This is a genomic window from Pantoea sp. X-Soil-OKNW-713 (genome assembly GCF_059730685.1).
In genome coordinates this window covers 2955412-2971905 of record NZ_AP035995.1, presented here as the reverse complement: position 1 = coordinate 2971905, position 16494 = coordinate 2955412, and the positions used below count along the sequence as shown (strand labels likewise).

The 16494-nt window shown below is 52.1% G+C and carries 15 protein-coding genes; 9 read left to right on the top strand and 6 right to left on the bottom strand.

Annotated features, from left to right (window positions below; genetic code table 11):
• Positions 1-11 precede the first annotated feature (11 nt).
• Entirely contained in the window at positions 12-1193 is a 1182-nt protein-coding gene (locus AC6I8R_RS13945) for an MFS transporter (RefSeq protein ID WP_497832484.1), read from the bottom strand.
• Between the two features lie 337 nt (positions 1194-1530).
• Positions 1531-1794 carry an XRE family transcriptional regulator gene (locus AC6I8R_RS13940; protein WP_497832483.1) on the bottom strand — a complete coding sequence of 88 codons (264 nt, stop codon included), beginning with the start codon at positions 1792-1794 and terminating at the stop codon, positions 1531-1533.
• Positions 1795-2253: 459 nt separating this feature from the next.
• Here AC6I8R_RS13940 and AC6I8R_RS13935 point away from each other — a divergent pair, with 459 nt between their 5' ends.
• Positions 2254-3333 carry a FecCD family ABC transporter permease gene (locus AC6I8R_RS13935; protein ID WP_021185001.1) on the top strand — a complete coding sequence of 360 codons (1080 nt, stop codon included), beginning with the start codon at positions 2254-2256 and terminating at the stop codon, positions 3331-3333.
• Entirely contained in the window at positions 3333-4121 is a 789-nt protein-coding gene (locus tag AC6I8R_RS13930; RefSeq protein ID WP_497832482.1) for an ABC transporter ATP-binding protein, read from the top strand. The genes AC6I8R_RS13935 and AC6I8R_RS13930 overlap by 1 nt, the downstream gene beginning before the upstream one ends.
• A 96-nt stretch (positions 4122-4217) precedes the next feature.
• Here AC6I8R_RS13930 and fghA read toward each other — a convergent pair whose 3' ends face one another.
• Genes fghA through ptrR form a run of 3 tightly spaced genes read right to left on the bottom strand, consistent with a single transcriptional unit; the run spans position 4218 to position 7169 of the window.
• The gene (gene fghA / locus AC6I8R_RS13925) at positions 4218-5060 is read right to left on the bottom strand and encodes an S-formylglutathione hydrolase (RefSeq protein ID WP_497832481.1); all 843 of its coding nucleotides are present in this window, start codon (positions 5058-5060) and stop codon (positions 4218-4220) included.
• Between the two features lie 12 nt (positions 5061-5072).
• On the bottom strand, positions 5073-6197 hold the full coding sequence (locus tag AC6I8R_RS13920) for an S-(hydroxymethyl)glutathione dehydrogenase/class III alcohol dehydrogenase (protein ID WP_021184998.1): 1125 nt from the start codon (positions 6195-6197) through the stop codon (positions 5073-5075).
• Between the two features lie 60 nt (positions 6198-6257).
• The gene (gene ptrR, locus AC6I8R_RS13915) at positions 6258-7169 is read right to left on the bottom strand and encodes a putrescine utilization regulator PtrR (RefSeq protein WP_021184997.1); all 912 of its coding nucleotides are present in this window, start codon (positions 7167-7169) and stop codon (positions 6258-6260) included.
• A 102-nt stretch (positions 7170-7271) separates the two neighbouring features.
• Here ptrR and AC6I8R_RS13910 point away from each other — a divergent pair, with 102 nt between their 5' ends.
• The 7 genes from AC6I8R_RS13910 (at position 7272) to mglC (ending at position 15507) form a co-directional block, all read left to right on the top strand.
• Positions 7272-8402 (top strand): YbfB/YjiJ family MFS transporter, encoded by a 1131-nt coding sequence (locus tag AC6I8R_RS13910; RefSeq protein WP_497832480.1) that lies wholly within the window; start codon positions 7272-7274, stop codon positions 8400-8402.
• Positions 8403-8526: 124 nt separating this feature from the next.
• Complete coding sequence (gene folE / locus AC6I8R_RS13905; RefSeq protein ID WP_013509796.1) at positions 8527-9192, top strand: GTP cyclohydrolase I FolE; 666 nt, start codon at positions 8527-8529, stop codon at positions 9190-9192.
• A 52-nt stretch (positions 9193-9244) separates the two neighbouring features.
• Positions 9245-10399 (top strand): DUF418 domain-containing protein YeiB, encoded by a 1155-nt coding sequence (yeiB, locus tag AC6I8R_RS13900; protein WP_415174036.1) that lies wholly within the window; start codon positions 9245-9247, stop codon positions 10397-10399.
• Between the two features lie 147 nt (positions 10400-10546).
• Positions 10547-11587, top strand: a complete 1041-nt coding sequence (gene galS / locus AC6I8R_RS13895) for an HTH-type transcriptional regulator GalS (protein ID WP_021184994.1) — start codon at positions 10547-10549, stop codon at positions 11585-11587.
• A gap of 304 nt (positions 11588-11891) precedes the next feature.
• On the top strand, positions 11892-12887 hold the full coding sequence (mglB, locus tag AC6I8R_RS13890; RefSeq protein WP_021184993.1) for a galactose/glucose ABC transporter substrate-binding protein MglB: 996 nt from the start codon (positions 11892-11894) through the stop codon (positions 12885-12887).
• Between the two features lie 70 nt (positions 12888-12957).
• The gene (mglA, locus tag AC6I8R_RS13885; RefSeq protein WP_021184992.1) at positions 12958-14478 is read left to right on the top strand and encodes a galactose/methyl galactoside ABC transporter ATP-binding protein MglA; all 1521 of its coding nucleotides are present in this window, start codon (positions 12958-12960) and stop codon (positions 14476-14478) included.
• 18 nt (positions 14479-14496) lie between these two features.
• Entirely contained in the window at positions 14497-15507 is a 1011-nt protein-coding gene (gene mglC / locus AC6I8R_RS13880) for a galactose/methyl galactoside ABC transporter permease MglC (protein WP_013509791.1), read from the top strand.
• Positions 15508-15639: 132 nt separating this feature from the next.
• On the opposite strand, the gene sanA is transcribed toward mglC, so the two are convergent.
• Entirely contained in the window at positions 15640-16359 is a 720-nt protein-coding gene (sanA, locus tag AC6I8R_RS13875) for an outer membrane permeability protein SanA (protein ID WP_497832479.1), read from the bottom strand.
• Between the last annotated feature and the right edge of the window lie 135 nt (positions 16360-16494).

The window sequence follows — 16494 nt, the reverse complement described above, 5'->3', positions numbered from 1 at the left end:
ATACCAGTCAGCTAAACCTGACTGGTATTTTTTTCATTCAGGCTTGTGATTTTGCTCAATGAGATGCTCAGGAAACAGCCTGCCAGAAAGGTGATTGCTATGGCTGATGACATCATCAAAAAGACGGTCATGGTTGAGCCATTGGAAAGAAACAATAGCAATCCAATAAAAGGCAAAATCATTTGATTTAACAAGACGATGACAGATGATGTGCTGGCAAAAATGTTAGCAGGTATTATCTCAATCCTGATTATCCGACAAATGTTACCTGAGAAGACTTTTCCTATTATTGATATGCCATAGCAACTAACAAAAACCCATAGGGAGTTCTGGAAAATAATAAGTGTAATAGAAGAAAAAACAATTAAAACTACCGAAAAGGATAGCTGGATACTTCTATTAGTGTGTTTCTTTGTGATTCCATAGATGAAGGTGCCTGCTACACCACATAGTCCGGCAACTATATCGATTAAGCCAAAATATTTCACAGGCAATCCCATAACCTGATCTATTAATCCCGAACCAGCAGATTCAACCAGGCCGTCGAACATATTGTTTCCAATAGCGATTAATACTGAAAAGACAAGAAGCGGTGCCGAAAAGATGAATAAAAAGGTTTTCTTCATCGTAGGCGAACCTTCATTTTTGAGGTCGTTATACGAATTATTTACTTTGCGGCCATGTCTGCTGTAAAAGAAAATAGCATTTCCTAAATAAAGGATGCAGGGTAAAAATAATAAGTAATGGTATCCGTAGTCAATCAGGAAAATGCCAATTAGTGGACCGATTACCATGCCCAGGAAATCCATTCTTGACATAAGGTTGGCATGATGTTCTTTATCCTGGCTGATTAGAGAAATTATCTTCTCATAAGAAATTAATGTTTGTGAATTACCGATCGAGATCAAACTACCTGTGATTCCAAATGATATTGCAATCAGTAAGTCTGATGAGAATTCGTGTATTGCAAGGAATAAACACCCTGTAATTTTTATACTGTCTGATAGAATAGACAAGAGTCTGACCCCTAAACGGTCAATATAACGACCAATCAAAGGGACTAAAAAAATTCGGGGTAACCACCATAGCGCATAGCTCAGGCCAGCATATTCAATACTGCTCGTAAGTTGATAGACTACAACTGGAGTTAAGAAAACCATTAAGCCATCTGCAAGCAATACTGAAAACAGCATGTAAAAATACGTGATACCCATTATTAAATTCAGACCTTCTCTTTCAATAGCACTTTGACGTATTTTCCGTTGTTTTTATCGAAAATAACGACCGATTTTGGTGTCCGATGCGTTGGTGCATCTCTGGTAATTTCTCTCTGTTTTGAAACAAGAAACTGGTAATGCTCTGTCCCAGCTTTTATTCGATTTGTTTTGTAACTCAGGTAATTTTTATTACCAATCGGCCAGTCGATGACATCGTGATCGGGGACGTATTTTTATTTTTTCATTCAGTGTAGTAACTTCATTTTTCATTTTGATGCCCTCATCAAGGCAGCCACTCGGCTGCCTTCTGATGTTAAATATTCACGACTTCTATGTCGTAACCCAGGCCCTCAGCGCTTTTCAATAGCGCACTCAGATTGGTAGTATCTAATTGTGCATATTTATCATCTGCGGGAGCGTTTTTAATGCCTGCAAGGTATGCGAGTTTGTCAAATGCAGCTGAGGCTACAGATTTGGTTTGAAGGATCATATCTGTGAAACTATTACCCTCCAGATCTTTATTAATTTCTTTAGGTGGGTTTTGGTAAAGGCTAGAAATGTTATCAATATTTTTCATAATAAACCTCATTATTTAAAGTTCCGATTAATTAGGTATATACAAACAAAATCATGATTTTCAGGAAATATAATAAAATATTTCGAAATTGTTATAGCATCGATTTTTTATGGCTGACAATGATGTGATTTATAATGAATTAAGATGTCGATATCTGCTCATTTTCGCATGGATAAAATAAAAACAGCCAGTTAGCATACCGTTTATCAGATTGCTTCTCAGACGCTCTCTATCAAAAATGAGGTTTTTATCATAAATAAATCTGATGAATTTACTAACTATAGGAGCCTGAGCTGATGCGCTGGCAGTTTTGTGTCCTGTAAGTGGCTTTATTCAACCAATGATTTGTAAGCGATATGCAACATATGCCTTCATCTGTAAAACACATAAGATTGATAATTATTATCACCTGCTCTATTGTGGCAGCCGTTATGATTGCAACGGGGAACAGGTAGATCAATGCGTACCACGGAAGCCGCGCTGGTGGCGGAAAACAGCAACGATATCGATACCATGACGCGCTATCACCAGGTGCTGCGTCAGAGGATGTTGCTGATTGGCGTTCTGGTGCTGGCGATTCTGGCATCATTAATTCTCGATTTCACTCTTGGCCCGGCCGGTCTTTCATTAGATACCCTGTGGCAAACCCTGACGCACCCCGATAGCGTCGATGCGGGTACACGGGTGATTGTCTGGGATATCCGCCTGCCTTATGCGCTGATGGCGATTGTGGTCGGATTCTCGCTCGGGCTTGCCGGTGCGGAGATGCAAACCATCCTTAATAACCCGCTGGCCAGCCCTTTCACCCTTGGTGTCTCTTCTGCGGCGGCTTTTGGTGCGGCGCTGGCGATTATTCTCGGCATTGGTATTCCCGGCGTACCGGACCAGTGGTTTATCTCGGCTAACGCCTTTATCTTCGCGCTGTTTGCCGCGTTGATGCTGGACGGCATTACACGCTGGACGCGAGTCTCTACCTCAGGCGTGGTGCTGTTTGGTATCGCGCTGGTGTTTACCTTTAATGCGCTGGTGTCGATGATGCAGTTTATCGCCAGCGAAGATACGCTTCAGGGATTGGTGTTCTGGACCATGGGTAGTCTGGCGCGCGCATCCTGGGAGAAACTCGGCGTGCTAACCGCTGCGTTTGCCATTCTGCTGCCTTTCTCGATGCTTAGTAGCTGGAAGCTGACCGCGCTGCGTCTTGGTGAAGATCGTGCCATCAGCTTCGGTATTGACGTGCGCCGTCTGCGCCTCGCCACCCTGCTGCGTATCAGCATCCTTTCCGCGTTGGCAGTGGCGTTTGTTGGGCCGATTGGCTTTATTGGCCTGGTGGCGCCGCATATCGCCCGTATGATGTTCGGTGAAGACCACCGTTATTATCTGCCTGCCAGTGCGCTGATCGGTGCGCTGGTGCTGTCGCTGGCTTCTGTGGCATCGAAAAACCTGATCCCCGGCGTCATCATTCCGGTCGGTATCGTGACCTCACTGGTTGGCGTGCCGTTCTTCCTGAGTATTATTTTGCGTCATCGGGGGAATGTGTGATGGAGCAAGGATTACGTCTCAGCCACTTTTACGCGGGCTACCCCAAACGCAAAGTCATTGAAGACCTCAATGTGCCACAACTGCCTCGCGGTAAAATCACCGTGCTGCTGGGGCCCAATGGCTGTGGTAAGTCGACGCTGTTACGTGCGCTGGCGGGGTTAAGCAAGGGGGAGGGCGAGTTGTGGTTGAATGGTGAAGAGTTGATGACTCAGCCGTTTGCCCGTCGTGCCCAGCGTGTGGTTTATTTGCCACAGACCCTACCCGCCGGGGTGCATCTGCATGTGCTGGAATCGATCATTGTCGCGCAGCGCGCTTCCGGTGGTCTGCACAGCGCAGCCAGCGAAGCAGAAATTTTGCATCTGCTGGATCAGTTGGGCATTGCACATCTGGCCATGCGCTATCTGGACCAACTCTCGGGTGGGCAGAAACAGTTAGTCGGTTTGGCACAATCCTTAATTCGTCGCCCGGAGCTGTTGCTGCTCGATGAGCCGCTCAGTGCGTTGGACCTTAACTATCAGTTCCACGTTATGGATCTGGTACGCCGTGAAACGCAATTGCGCAATATCGTCACGGTGGTGGTGGTACATGATATCAACATTGCGTTGCGCCACGCCGATCATGCGTTGATGTTGAAAAACGGGACGCTGCTGGCTGACGGCGAGCCGGTTCAGGTGATCACGCCGGAGACGCTGGCTCAGGTTTATGGGGTGCGCGGCCGCATTGAATGCTGCTCGCGTGGTATGCCGCAGGTGATGATTGATGGGCTGGTAGCCGAATCTATCATTTAAGGAGTTCGTAGCGGCACGATTTATCGCGCGTTTTTTTCGAGCTGCGTGCTCAAGACTCGCGCGTTAAATCGCGCCGCTACGTGTAGGTTTTGTCAGTTACACCAGTAAATGCTTCGCGTGAAAACGCAGATGGTCTTCAACAAAGCTGGCGATAAAGAAGTAGCTGTGGTCGTAGCCCGGCTGGATACGTAACTCCAGCGGGAAACCCTGTTCACGCGCCACTTCTTCCAGACGTTCCGGACGCAGTTGATCCGCCAGGAACTGATCGTTGTCACCCTGATCGATCAGGATTGGCAGGCGATTTTCCACCTCACTCATCAACAGGCAGCTATCGTACTCACGCCAGGCGGCACGATCCTCGCCCAGATAGGCGCTGAACGCCTTCTGTCCCCACGGCACTTCCGTCGGATTTACGATGGGTGCAAAAGCAGACACCGAAGAGAAACGTCCGCCCAGGCGCAGCGCCAGCAGCAATGCGCCGTGGCCGCCCATCGAATGCCCCATAATCGACTGTCGTTCGCTCAACTTGAAGTTATCGGCGACCAGTGCCGGTAACTCCTTGCTGAGATAATCGAACATGCGGTAATGCGCGGCCCACGGTTGCTGGGTGGCGTTGAGATAGAACCCCGCGCCCTGGCCCAGATCGTAAGCACTGTCATTCGCCACATCGTCACCGCGTGGGCTGGTATCCGGCATAATCAGCACCAGACCCAACTGCGCCGCCACGCGCTGCGCACCCGCTTTGGTGGTGAAGTTCTCGTCGGTACAGGTCAGTCCGGCGAGGAACCACACCACCGGCGGCGGTGTGTCGTCATGTGGCGGCGGCAAAAAAATGCTGAAGATCATCGGGCAGTTCAGCACCGCTGAATGATGCCGCCAGCGCTGTTGCCAGCCACCAAACATGCGATGTTCTTCCAGCAATTCCAGAGTGGATGCCATAACGCCTCCTGCTTATTTGTTGAAATGCACCACCGAGCGGATGGATTTTCCTTCATGCATCAACTCAAAGGCGTCGTTAATCTCTTCCAGCGGCATGGTGTGGGTGATGAAATCGTTGAGCGCGAATTTCCCGTCGAGGTAATCCTGCACGATACCCGGCAGCTGGGTACGACCTTTCACGCCGCCAAATGCGGAACCACGCCATACGCGACCGGTCACCAGCTGGAACGGACGGGTGGAGATCTCTTCCCCGGCACCGGCCACACCGATGATCACGGACTCGCCCCAACCCTTGTGGCAGCATTCCAGCGCGGAGCGCATCACGTTGACGTTACCGATACATTCGAATGAGAAATCCACGCCGCCATCCGTCAACTCGACGATGACATCCTGAATCGGCTTGTCATAATCTTTCGGGTTAATCAGATCGGTGGCGCCCAGTTTGCGTGCCAGATCGAATTTACTGGTGTTGAGATCGATACCGATAATGCGGCCAGCTTTCGCCATTTTCGCGCCGATAATCGCCGACAGACCGATACCGCCCAGGCCGAAGATCGCCACGGTATCGCCTTCTTTCACCTTGGCGGTGTTCATCACCGCACCCATACCGGTGGTGACGCCACAGCCCAGCAGGCACACTTCTTCCAGCGGCGCTTCTTTGCTGATTTTCGCCAGCGAAATTTCCGGCACGACGGTGTACTCAGAGAAGGTCGAGGTACCCATATAATGGAAAATCGGCTGACCGTCTTTAAAGAAACGGGTGGTGCCATCTGGCATCAAGCCTTTGCCCTGGGTGGCGCGAATCGCCTGGCACAGGTTGGTTTTGCCCGACAGGCAGAACTTACATTTGCCACACTCCGGGGTGTACAGCGGGATCACATGATCGCCGACGGCCACGCTGGTCACACCCTCACCAACCGCTTCCACGATGCCGCCGCCTTCATGGCCAAGGATCGCCGGGAACACGCCTTCCGGATCTTTACCCGACAGGGTATAAGCATCGGTATGGCACACACCGGTTGCCACGATGCGCACCAGCACTTCGCCTTTCTGTGGTGGCATCAGATCCACTTCTTCGATTTTCAGCGGTTCACCAGCTGCCCAGGCAACGGCGGCACGGGTTTTAATCATGTTCATGCAATTCCTCTTCCTGTAGATGCGGGCCAAACAGCCCGTTGGTCGTGATAAGGGTTAAAATTACTCAGCAGCATGCAAAGGATGCATTAACTCATCATTGAGCGGCCGGTCGTCAAATTGTTCAATAATCAAATACTTCAACGCTTCCACGTTGGGAGTGAAGGCATCACGCCGCCACATCAGCCAGGTGGCGGTGTCGCGATACTCCGGTGGCAACGCGTGTTCCTGTACCCGAACTTTACCCGGCATCTGGTTCAGCACCGAGGCCGGGATCATCGCGACGCCGGCCCCTCCCGCCACACAGGCCATCATGGCGTGGTAGGACTGGATTTCCATCACGCTGTCCGGTGCGGTTTGGCTGTCGCGATACCAGGACTCAAGTTTGACGCGATACGAGCAGCTGTTGCGGAAGGCAAACAGCGTGTCGCCCTGGGTATCCCGCGCGTTTTTAATCGGTTTATGTTCAAGGCTGGTGATCAGCACCATCTCTTCCCGAAAAGCGATACAACCGTTTAAGTCATCGTGGGTGACCGGGCCATCCACCAGCGCTGCCGCCAGTGTGCCTTCGCGCACTTTATCGATGATCTCCCCGGAGGTGCCGGTGATCAGCGAAAGCGCCACCGCAGGAAAACGCTGATGATAAGCCGCCAGCAGGCCAGGCAGACGGGTTGCCGCGGTGCTTTCCATCGAGCCGAGGGCAAAATTGCCGCCGGGTTCGCCCGCGCGTGTCATACTCAGCGCCTCATCGCTCAACGCCAGAATACGCTGGGCGTAATTCAGAAAGTTATGGCCCATCGGCGACAAACGGATACGTTGTTTCTCGCGGATAAACAGATCCACTCCTAACTCTTCCTCCAGCTGACGCAGGCGGGTAGTGAGGTTGGAGGGGACTCGGTGCAGTTGTTCCGCCGCGCGAACCAGCGAGCCGGTTTCGGCTACAGAACAGAACATACGTAACTGGACTAAATCCATATTCTCTTCTCGTAAACAACTTAGTTAGTATTATTCACTTTTCGTGAGTTTAAACATCGCGCATGCTTGAGGCAAGTGATAAAACAAGATCAGGGGTTGGTTATGCCGTTTCGCGTCGCGCTCAGCGCATTCTTAAGTTTAGTGGTTGCTATGGGGATTGGGCGATTTGCTTTCACGCCGCAGGTGCCGTTGATGATTCAGGACCATCAGCTGACCTTAACCAGCGCCAGCCTGGTGGCGGCGCTCAACTACCTCGGTTATCTGTGCGGTTCTTTTGATGCCATGCGCGCACGTAAACGCGTTGAGTGGCGTTTACAGATGGGGGTCTGGGGCGCGGTGGTGCTGACGTTGATCTCCGCCTGCGTCAGTGGCCCGTGGTTGCATGGGCTGATCCGTTTCCTGATCGGTTGTGCCAGTGGTTGGGCGATGGTATTGGTGGCGGCGTGGAGTAATGAGCAGCTGCTGCACCACGGTCGTCCGGGCCTGTCGGCGGCGGTGTTTGCCGGGCCGGGTACCGGCATCTTCCTCAGCGGCATGCTGGCGGTACTGCTGCACGCCATCGGTGCCAGCGCGGCGCTGGCATGGGGCGCTTATGGCCTGTTGGCGCTGGTGTTGATTGCCGCCATCGCGCGATTTCTGCCGCGCAAGGGCCAGCTCCATCGTCCCGATCAGGCACCTGCACCGTTGGTGCTGAATGGCAACCTGAAGCGACTGGTGCTGAGCTACAGCCTGGCCGGATTCGGTTATATTCTGCCCGCCACCTTTCTGTCGCAAATGGCAGCTGCGCGTTTCCCGCACAGCGCGTTTGCGCAGTTTGTCTGGCCGGTATTCGGCGGTGCGGCGGTGTTGGGGATTGTGCTGGGCATCCTGACCCGACATTGGGGCAGCAGCCATCTTCGCCTGGCGCTGGTGTTATGGGCGCAGGCGTTGGGGGTGATTGCGGCCAGTGTTATGCCGGGGTTGAATGGCCTGATGCTCGGGGCTGCGTTAATTGGTGGCGGCTTCCTGTGCGTGGTGCAGCTGGCGTTGCAGTATGGCCGCGAACTGGCTCCGCAGCATACACGTTATCTGGCCGGGCTGTTGACCACCGGTTATGCCGTCGGGCAACTGGGTGGGCCATTATTATCGTGGATCTCCTCGCTGCTGTGGCATCAGCTGGAGCCGGCGTTGTGGGTAGCCGGAGCCGGTTTGTTGCTGGCCGGAGCTCTGGTGTTGCGTCGCGCGGCACCATGAAAAGCTTTCATCTCCAATCAGATTGATTGCTGGATTAAGGGCGCGGAGTGTTTCACAATACGCGCTCAGAATTTCCCCCGCAGGCAAAAATCTGCGGGCGCATCACCTGCCGGAGAAGAGTACGATGAGCACCTTAAGTCAGGAAGCCGCCCTGGTTCATGAAGCGCTGCTGGCGCGTGGCCTGGAAACGCCGTTACGCGCCCCGGTGCGCGAGATGGACGACGAAACCCGTAAGCGTCAGATCGCCGGTCATATGACCGAAATTATGCAGCTGCTGAATCTCGACCTGGAAGATGACAGCCTGATGGAAACACCGCATCGCATCGCCAAGATGTATGTTGATGAAATTTTCTCAGGTCTTGACTACGCCAACTTCCCGAAAATCACCGTTATCGAAAACAAGATGAAAGTGGATGAGATGGTGACGGTACGTGATATCACGCTGACCAGCACCTGCGAACATCACTTTGTGATTATCGATGGGAAAGCCACGGTCGCTTATATCCCAAAAGACAAGGTCATTGGCCTGTCGAAAATCAACCGCATCGTGCAGTTCTTTGCCCAGCGCCCCCAGGTGCAGGAGCGTCTGACCCAGCAGGTGCTGGTGGCGCTGCAAACGTTGCTGGGCACCAACAACGTGGCGGTGTCGATCGATGCGGTGCATTACTGCGTGAAAGCGCGCGGCGTCAAGGATGCCACCAGTGCGACCACCACCACCTCGTTAGGTGGTTTGTTCAAATCCAGCCAGAATACCCGTCAGGAGTTTCTGCGCGCAGTGCGTCACAACTAATTAATTTGGGCGGCGTTTGCCGCCCGTTTTCATTTTTCTCTCAGGACACCCGATGCAACGCTATCTCGCGCTGGATTTCATTCGTGGTTGCGCCATCCTCGGCATTTTACTGCTCAACATTGTCGGCTTTGGTTTACCTTCGGCGGCCTACCTCAACCCGGCCTGGCAGGGTGACATATCGTTGTCCGATGCCTGGACCTGGGCGATCATGGATGGCCTGGCCCAACTCAAATTCCTCACAATGTTTGCGTTATTGTTCGGGGCCGGTCTGCATATGCAGATCCCGCGCGGCAGCCGCTGGATAACATCGCGCTTATCGCTGCTGGTGCTGCTTGGTTTTATCCACGCGGTGTTTTTCTGGGAAGGGGATATCCTGCTGGATTATGGCCTGGTTGGGCTGATTATCTGGCGCATGCTGCGTGAAGTGCCCTCCGAACGAGCCTTGCTGCAAACTGGCGTGCTGCTGTATCTGGTGGGGTGTGGGGTGCTGGTGGTGTTTGGGGCGATTTCCACGCCGCAGCCCAGCCGTTCCTGGTTGCCGGGAGCGGCCGATCTGCAATATGAACGTTACTGGAAGCTGCTGGGCGGTTGGGAGACGGTGCAAAACCGGCTCGATCACCTTGCATCCAGCCTGATGGCGCTGGCATCACAATACGGCTGGCAACTGGCAGGATTGATGCTGATCGGTGCGGCACTGATGCGCAGCGGCTGGCTGAGCGGCCAGTTCAGCGTGCAGCATTATCGACGTGCGGCAGTGATGTTGCTGGGTGTGGGTTGGTTGATTGCCATCCCCGGCATCGTCGCCCAGTGGCACCTTGGTTGGGAATTCCTGTGGAGTGGCTTTTACTTACAGGTGCCGCGCGATGTGGCCAGCCCGTTTATCAGCCTCGGCTATGCCGCGCTTTGCCTGGGATTCTGGCCGCAAATCGCCCGCACGCGCATCAGCTTTGCCATTCAATGTGTCGGACGCATGGCGCTCAGTAACTACCTGCTTCAGACCTTAATCTGCACCACGCTGTTCTACCGTTTTGGCCTGTTTATGAAGTTTGACCGGCTGCACCTGCTGGCTTTCGTTCCGGCTATCTGGCTGGTTAATATCCTGTTTTCCGTATTGTGGTTGCGCGCGTTCCGCCAGGGGCCGATGGAGTGGCTATGGCGCAAACTGACCGCCCTTGCTGCCGGTAAATCAAGTAACGCGATCCCGTAAAGATAATGACGGCCATCACAAAGGTTGCAGAATTGTATGTAACCGTTTTCATCCGTGTGACGTAATTCACGCTGTGCCCACAAATGCCCTGACAGAATAGCGCCGTTACGCGCGCCAGGCGCATTTTCTCCTCTGTGGAACAGCTGCATGATAACGATTCGTGATGTCGCCCGTCAGGCCGGTGTGTCGGTAGCCACCGTCTCGCGAGTGCTCAATAACAGCAGTGCCGTTACGCCAGATACCCGCGACGCCGTGCTACAGGCGGTGGAAACCTTGGGATATCGCCCCAACGCCAATGCTCAGGCGCTGGCAACCCAGGTCAGCGATACCATTGGTGTCGTGGTGATGGACGTGTCTGACCCCTTTTTTGGTGCGTTGGTGAAATCGGTTGATACCGTCGCTCAGCGTATGCATAAACATGTGCTGATCAGCAATTCCTGGCATCAGGAAGAGAAAGAACGCCACGCGATTGAGGTATTGATCCGTCAGCGTTGCAACGCGCTGGTGGTGCACGCGAAAACGCTTTCAGACGCCGAGCTGGCGCAATTCCTCGAACAGGTTCCGGGTATGGTACTGATTAATCGTACTATTCCAGGCTATGAGGACCGTTGCGTCTGTCTGGATAATGTCACCGGTGCGCTGGTTGCCACGCGCATGTTGTTACAGCAGGGTCATCAACGCATTGGTTTTCTCAGCTCCAGCCATCCGATTGAGGACGTCGCGCAGCGCCGTGAGGGGTGGTTGCAGGCGCTGGCAGAGCAGGGAATACGCCCGCCAGAGAGTTGGATCGCCCAGGCTGAACCCGATATGCAAGGCGGTGAAGCGGCGATGGTGGAGTTACTGGGACGTAACCAACATTTAACCGCCGTCTTTTCCTATAACGACGGCATGGCCGCAGGCGCGCTCACCGCGCTGAAGGATAACGGCATTCAGGTGCCACAACATTTCTCCGTCATCGGTTTCGATGACATTCCTATCTCGCGTTATACCGATCCGCAACTGACCACGGTGCGCTATCCCATTGTTTCAATGGCAAAACTGGCTACCGAACTGGCGCTGAAAGGGGCGGCTGGCGAACTTGATCACAATGCCACGCATTGCTTTATGCCAACGCTGGTGCGTCGCCACTCCGTGGCCCAGCGGCAAAATGTGGAGTCCGTCACTAATTCAGGCGATGGGGCAGTGTAACCGTTTTCAATCTGTGATTGTATTCACAGTTAATTAACATGGCGCTCACTATGATGGCAGCGTCTTACCGGACTGAAACATTATGTAACGCCGGGTTTTCCTTCCCCGGTATGGTTTCAGCAGCCGATTGAAATGGTTCACAACATTCTTCAGGAAGCGGTTACGCACAGGGAAGTCAGGAAAACGATGGGGTTCGGCTTAAGCGTTATGCAACCACCCATCAGAGAGTTTCAACCGACTGCGTTGTCTGCCGCAGAGCAGCACGGCGCGATGAAATACCCTGCATAAAAAAACCGGAGATACCATGAATAAGAAGGTTTTCACGCTCACAGCACTGGTTGCCAGCATGATGTTTGGTGCAACTGCTCACGCCGCCGATACCCGTATTGGCGTGACCATTTACAAATATGACGACAACTTTATGTCCATGGTGCGTAAGGACATTGAGAGTGAAGCGAAGAAAGTGGGCGGCGTGCAGCTGCTGATGAATGACTCGCAGAATGACCAGTCAAAACAGAACGACCAGATTGACGTGCTGATGGCCAAAGGCGTGAAAGCTCTGGCGATCAACCTGGTAGACCCGGCGGCAGCGGCGGTGGTGATTGATAAAGCCAAAGCGAATGATGTGCCGGTGGTGTTCTTCAACAAAGAACCGAACGCGAAAGTGCTGGCCAGCTATGACAAAGCCTACTACGTGGGTACTGACTCCAAAGAGTCTGGCGTTATCCAGGGCAAACTGATTGAGAAACACTGGAAAGCGACTCCGGCGTGGGATCTGAACAAAGATGGCGAAATCCAGTTTGTGCTGCTGAAAGGCGAACCGGGCCACCCGGATGCGGAAGCCCGTACCAAATACGTTATTGATACTCTGAACAAAGACGGTATCAAAACCCAGCAGTTAGCGATGGATACCGCGATGTGGGACACCGCACAGGCGAAAGATAAGATGGACGCCTGGTTGTCTGGCCCTAACTCTAAGAAAATCGAAGTGGTAATCGCCAACAACGATGCGATGGCAATGGGTGCGGTTGAAGCACTGAAAGCACACAACATGACCTCTATCCCGGTGTTCGGTGTTGACGCCCTGCCGGAAGCCCTGGCGCTGATCAAATCTGGCGCGCTGGCTGGTACGGTGCTGAACGATGCGGAAAACCAGGCCAAAGCTACGCTGGATATGGCGAAAAACCTGGCTGACGGCAAGCCAGCGACTGAAGGTACCAACTTCAAGATGGTTGATAAGATCGTCCGCGTTCCTTATGTACCGGTAGATAAAGAAAATCTGTCCCAGTTTGTGAAGTAATCCGTCCTGGGCGCGGCGTTTCGCCGCGCCTTATTGCATCTGACCAACGCTTTTTTTAGCCAGGTAAATTATGGCCAGTGATAATCCGACCACACAGCGTGAATATCTGCTGGAGATGACGAATGTCTCAAAATCATTTCCAGGGGTTAAAGCCTTAGATAATGTGAATTTAAAAGTGCGCCCTCACTCAGTTCACGCATTAATGGGTGAAAACGGTGCCGGGAAATCCACATTATTAAAATGTCTGTTTGGGATTTATAAAAAGGATACGGGGAGCATCCTGTTTCAGGGTGAGGAAATTGATTACAAAAGCTCCAAAGAGGCGCTGGAAAATGGCGTGTCGATGGTGCATCAGGAATTAAACCTGGTTCTGCAACGCAGCGTAATGGATAACATGTGGCTGGGCCGCTATCCGCGCAAAGGCGTGTTTGTTGATCAGGATAAAATGTATCGCGATACCAAGGCGATCTTTGAAGAACTGGATATTGATATCGACCCACGCGATAAAGTGGCCAATCTTTCTGTTTCACAAATGCAGATGATTGAAATTGCCAAGGCTTTCTCCTATGACGCCAAAATCGTCATTATGGATGAGCCCACTTCATCGCTGACGGAAAAAGAAGTTAATCATCTTTTTACTATTATCCGTAAGTTAAAAGATCGTGGCTGCGGCATCGTATATATCTCGCATAAGATGGAAGAAATTTTCCAGTTATGCGATGAGATTACCATTCTGCGTGATGGACAATGGATTGCCACCCAGCCGCTGGAAGGGCTGGATATGGATAAGATCATCGCCATGATGGTGGGGCGTTCGCTTAACCAGCGCTTCCCGGACAAAATCAACGTGCCGGGTGAAGTGATTCTGGAAGTGCGTCATTTGACGTCGCTGCGCCAACCGTCGATCCGCGATATCTCGTTTGATCTGCATAAAGGTGAAATCCTGGGTATTGCCGGGCTGGTGGGGGCCAAACGTACCGATATCGTCGAAACGCTGTTTGGTATTCGCGAAAAATCGGGCGGCACCATCAAATTGCACGGTAAAGCGATTAATAATCACAGCGCCAACGAAGCCATTAACCACGGTTTTGCTCTGGTCACGGAAGAACGTCGTTCTACCGGTATTTATGCTTACCTCGATATTGGATTTAACTCGCTTATTTCTAATATCAGAAAGTATAAAAATAATATGGGGCTGTTGGACAATAAACGCATGAAAAGCGACACCCAATGGGTGATTGATGCGATGCGGGTGAAAACGCCCGGGCACCATACACAAATTGGATCGCTTTCTGGCGGTAACCAGCAAAAGGTAATTATTGGCCGCTGGTTGCTCACTCAGCCGGAAATTCTGATGCTGGATGAACCCACTCGTGGTATTGATGTGGGGGCAAAATTCGAAATTTACCAGTTGATTGCTGAGCTGGCGAAGAAAGAAAAGGGCATCATTATTATCTCTTCTGAAATGCCAGAACTGTTGGGCATTACCGATCGCATTCTGGTGATGAGTAATGGACAGGTAGCGGGCATTGTTGATACTAAAACGACCTCGCAGAATGAAATCCTGCGTTTAGCGTCATTACACCTTTAATGAAGCAAGGGCTTTAACATGAAAGCGACTACTAAAAAGAATGCGCTAACCTGGTTAAAAGAGGGCGGCATTTACGTTGTCCTGTTGGTACTGCTGGCTATTATTATTTTCCAGGATCCGACATTTTTAAGTTTAATGAACCTGAGTAATATTCTGACCCAGTCATCAGTGCGTATTATTATCGCACTCGGTGTCGCCGGGTTGATTGTCACCCAGGGTACTGACTTGTCGGCAGGTCGTCAGGTTGGCCTGGCGGCGGTGGTGGCAGCAACGCTGTTGCAGGCGATGGATAACGCTAACAAAGTGTTCCCGCATCTTGATACCGTGCCGATTCCGCTGGTGATCCTCACCGTGTGCGTGATTGGCGGTATCATCGGCCTGGTGAACGGTGTCATCATTGCTTACCTGAAAGTGACCCCGTTCATCACCACCCTTGGCACCATGATCATCGTTTACGGTATTAACTCGCTGTATTACGACTTTGTCGGTGCATCGCCGATTGCTGGTTTTGATGCGGGCTTCTCGAAGTTTGCTCAGGGCTTCTTCCGCTTTGGCGATTTCAAACTGTCATACATCACCTTCTACGCCATCATCGCTATCGTTTTCGTGTGGATTCTATGGAACAAAACGCGTTTCGGTAAAAACATCTTCGCTATCGGTGGGAACCCTGAAGCGGCGAAAGTCTCTGGCGTAAACGTCCCGTTGAACCTGATTCTGGTGTATGCGTTGTCGGGTGTGTTCTATGCCTTCGGTGGGATGCTGGAAGCGGGGCGTATCGGTAGTGCTACCAACAACCTCGGCTTTATGTATGAACTGGATGCGATCGCGGCCTGTGTGGTCGGCGGCGTCTCCTTCGCCGGTGGTGTTGGTACGGTAGCGGGTGTGGTGACCGGTGTGATCATCTTCACCGTTATTAACTACGGTCTGACCTATATCGGTGTTAACCCTTACTGGCAGTACATCATCAAGGGCGGCATCATCATCTTCGCCGTGGCGTTGGATTCACTGAAATACGCACGCAAGAAATAACCATACCGTTAACAACAAGGGCCGCTATAAGCGGCCCTTTTGTTATGCCCGTAGCGGCGCGATTTATCGCGCGGGTTATACGGCCACCGGCACGACATTGCGCGATAAATCGCACCGCTACGCAGCATCGGGTTATTTCTTCAGCTTCTGTTCCAGTTCCAGCAACTGTTCCGGTGTGACTGCCGGATAACTCTGTGCATCCTCCGGCACTTCATGCAGTGCCGGGATTGGCACCAGCGGCCCTAAAAATCGCGGTTCACGTTTCATCAGATAAAGATCCGCCAGCGCACCCAGGCGAGCACCTACCTCGCGGAAACGCACTGTCAGCATATTTTTTGGCGAAGGCACGGCAAAGCACTGCGCCTGAATCCCTAAATGTAGGGCGATAAACAATGCACGCTCGCAGTGGAAACGCTGGGTAATGATGATGAAATCGTTGGTGTCGAAAACTTTGCGGGTGCGCACTATCGAGTCCAGCGTACGAAATCCAGCATAATCGAGCACGATATCCGCCGGATCGACACCTGCTTTGATTAAATCGCGCCGCATGGTCATCGGCTCGTTGTAGCTTTGCAGCGCATTGTCACCACTCAGCAGCAGGTAATTCACTTTGCCACTGTTGTAGGCGTTGAGTGCGCCCTGAATGCGATACAGGTAATACTGGTTGATAACGCCGGTACGATAATACTTGGCAGTGCCTAACACCACGCCGACCTGCCGATGCGGCAGCGAGGCAACGTTTTCATAGATGTAAGGAGCCGTTTTCCAGCTAATCCAGCGATCGAGGCCAAGCGCGGTCGCCATCATCAGTAAGATGATGAAAAGCAGACCAATGAAAATGCGTTTAATCATGCACGCAGGCACTCGGTTGGCGGAAAAAGTAATGGTTAAAGGCTACTTTAGGCATCTGCGGGAAGCAAGTTAACGCTAGTTGGCTGGCGTTTTTTTAAGCACTGCCGGGCCTGTGTCACAGCCCGGCATGGGAAC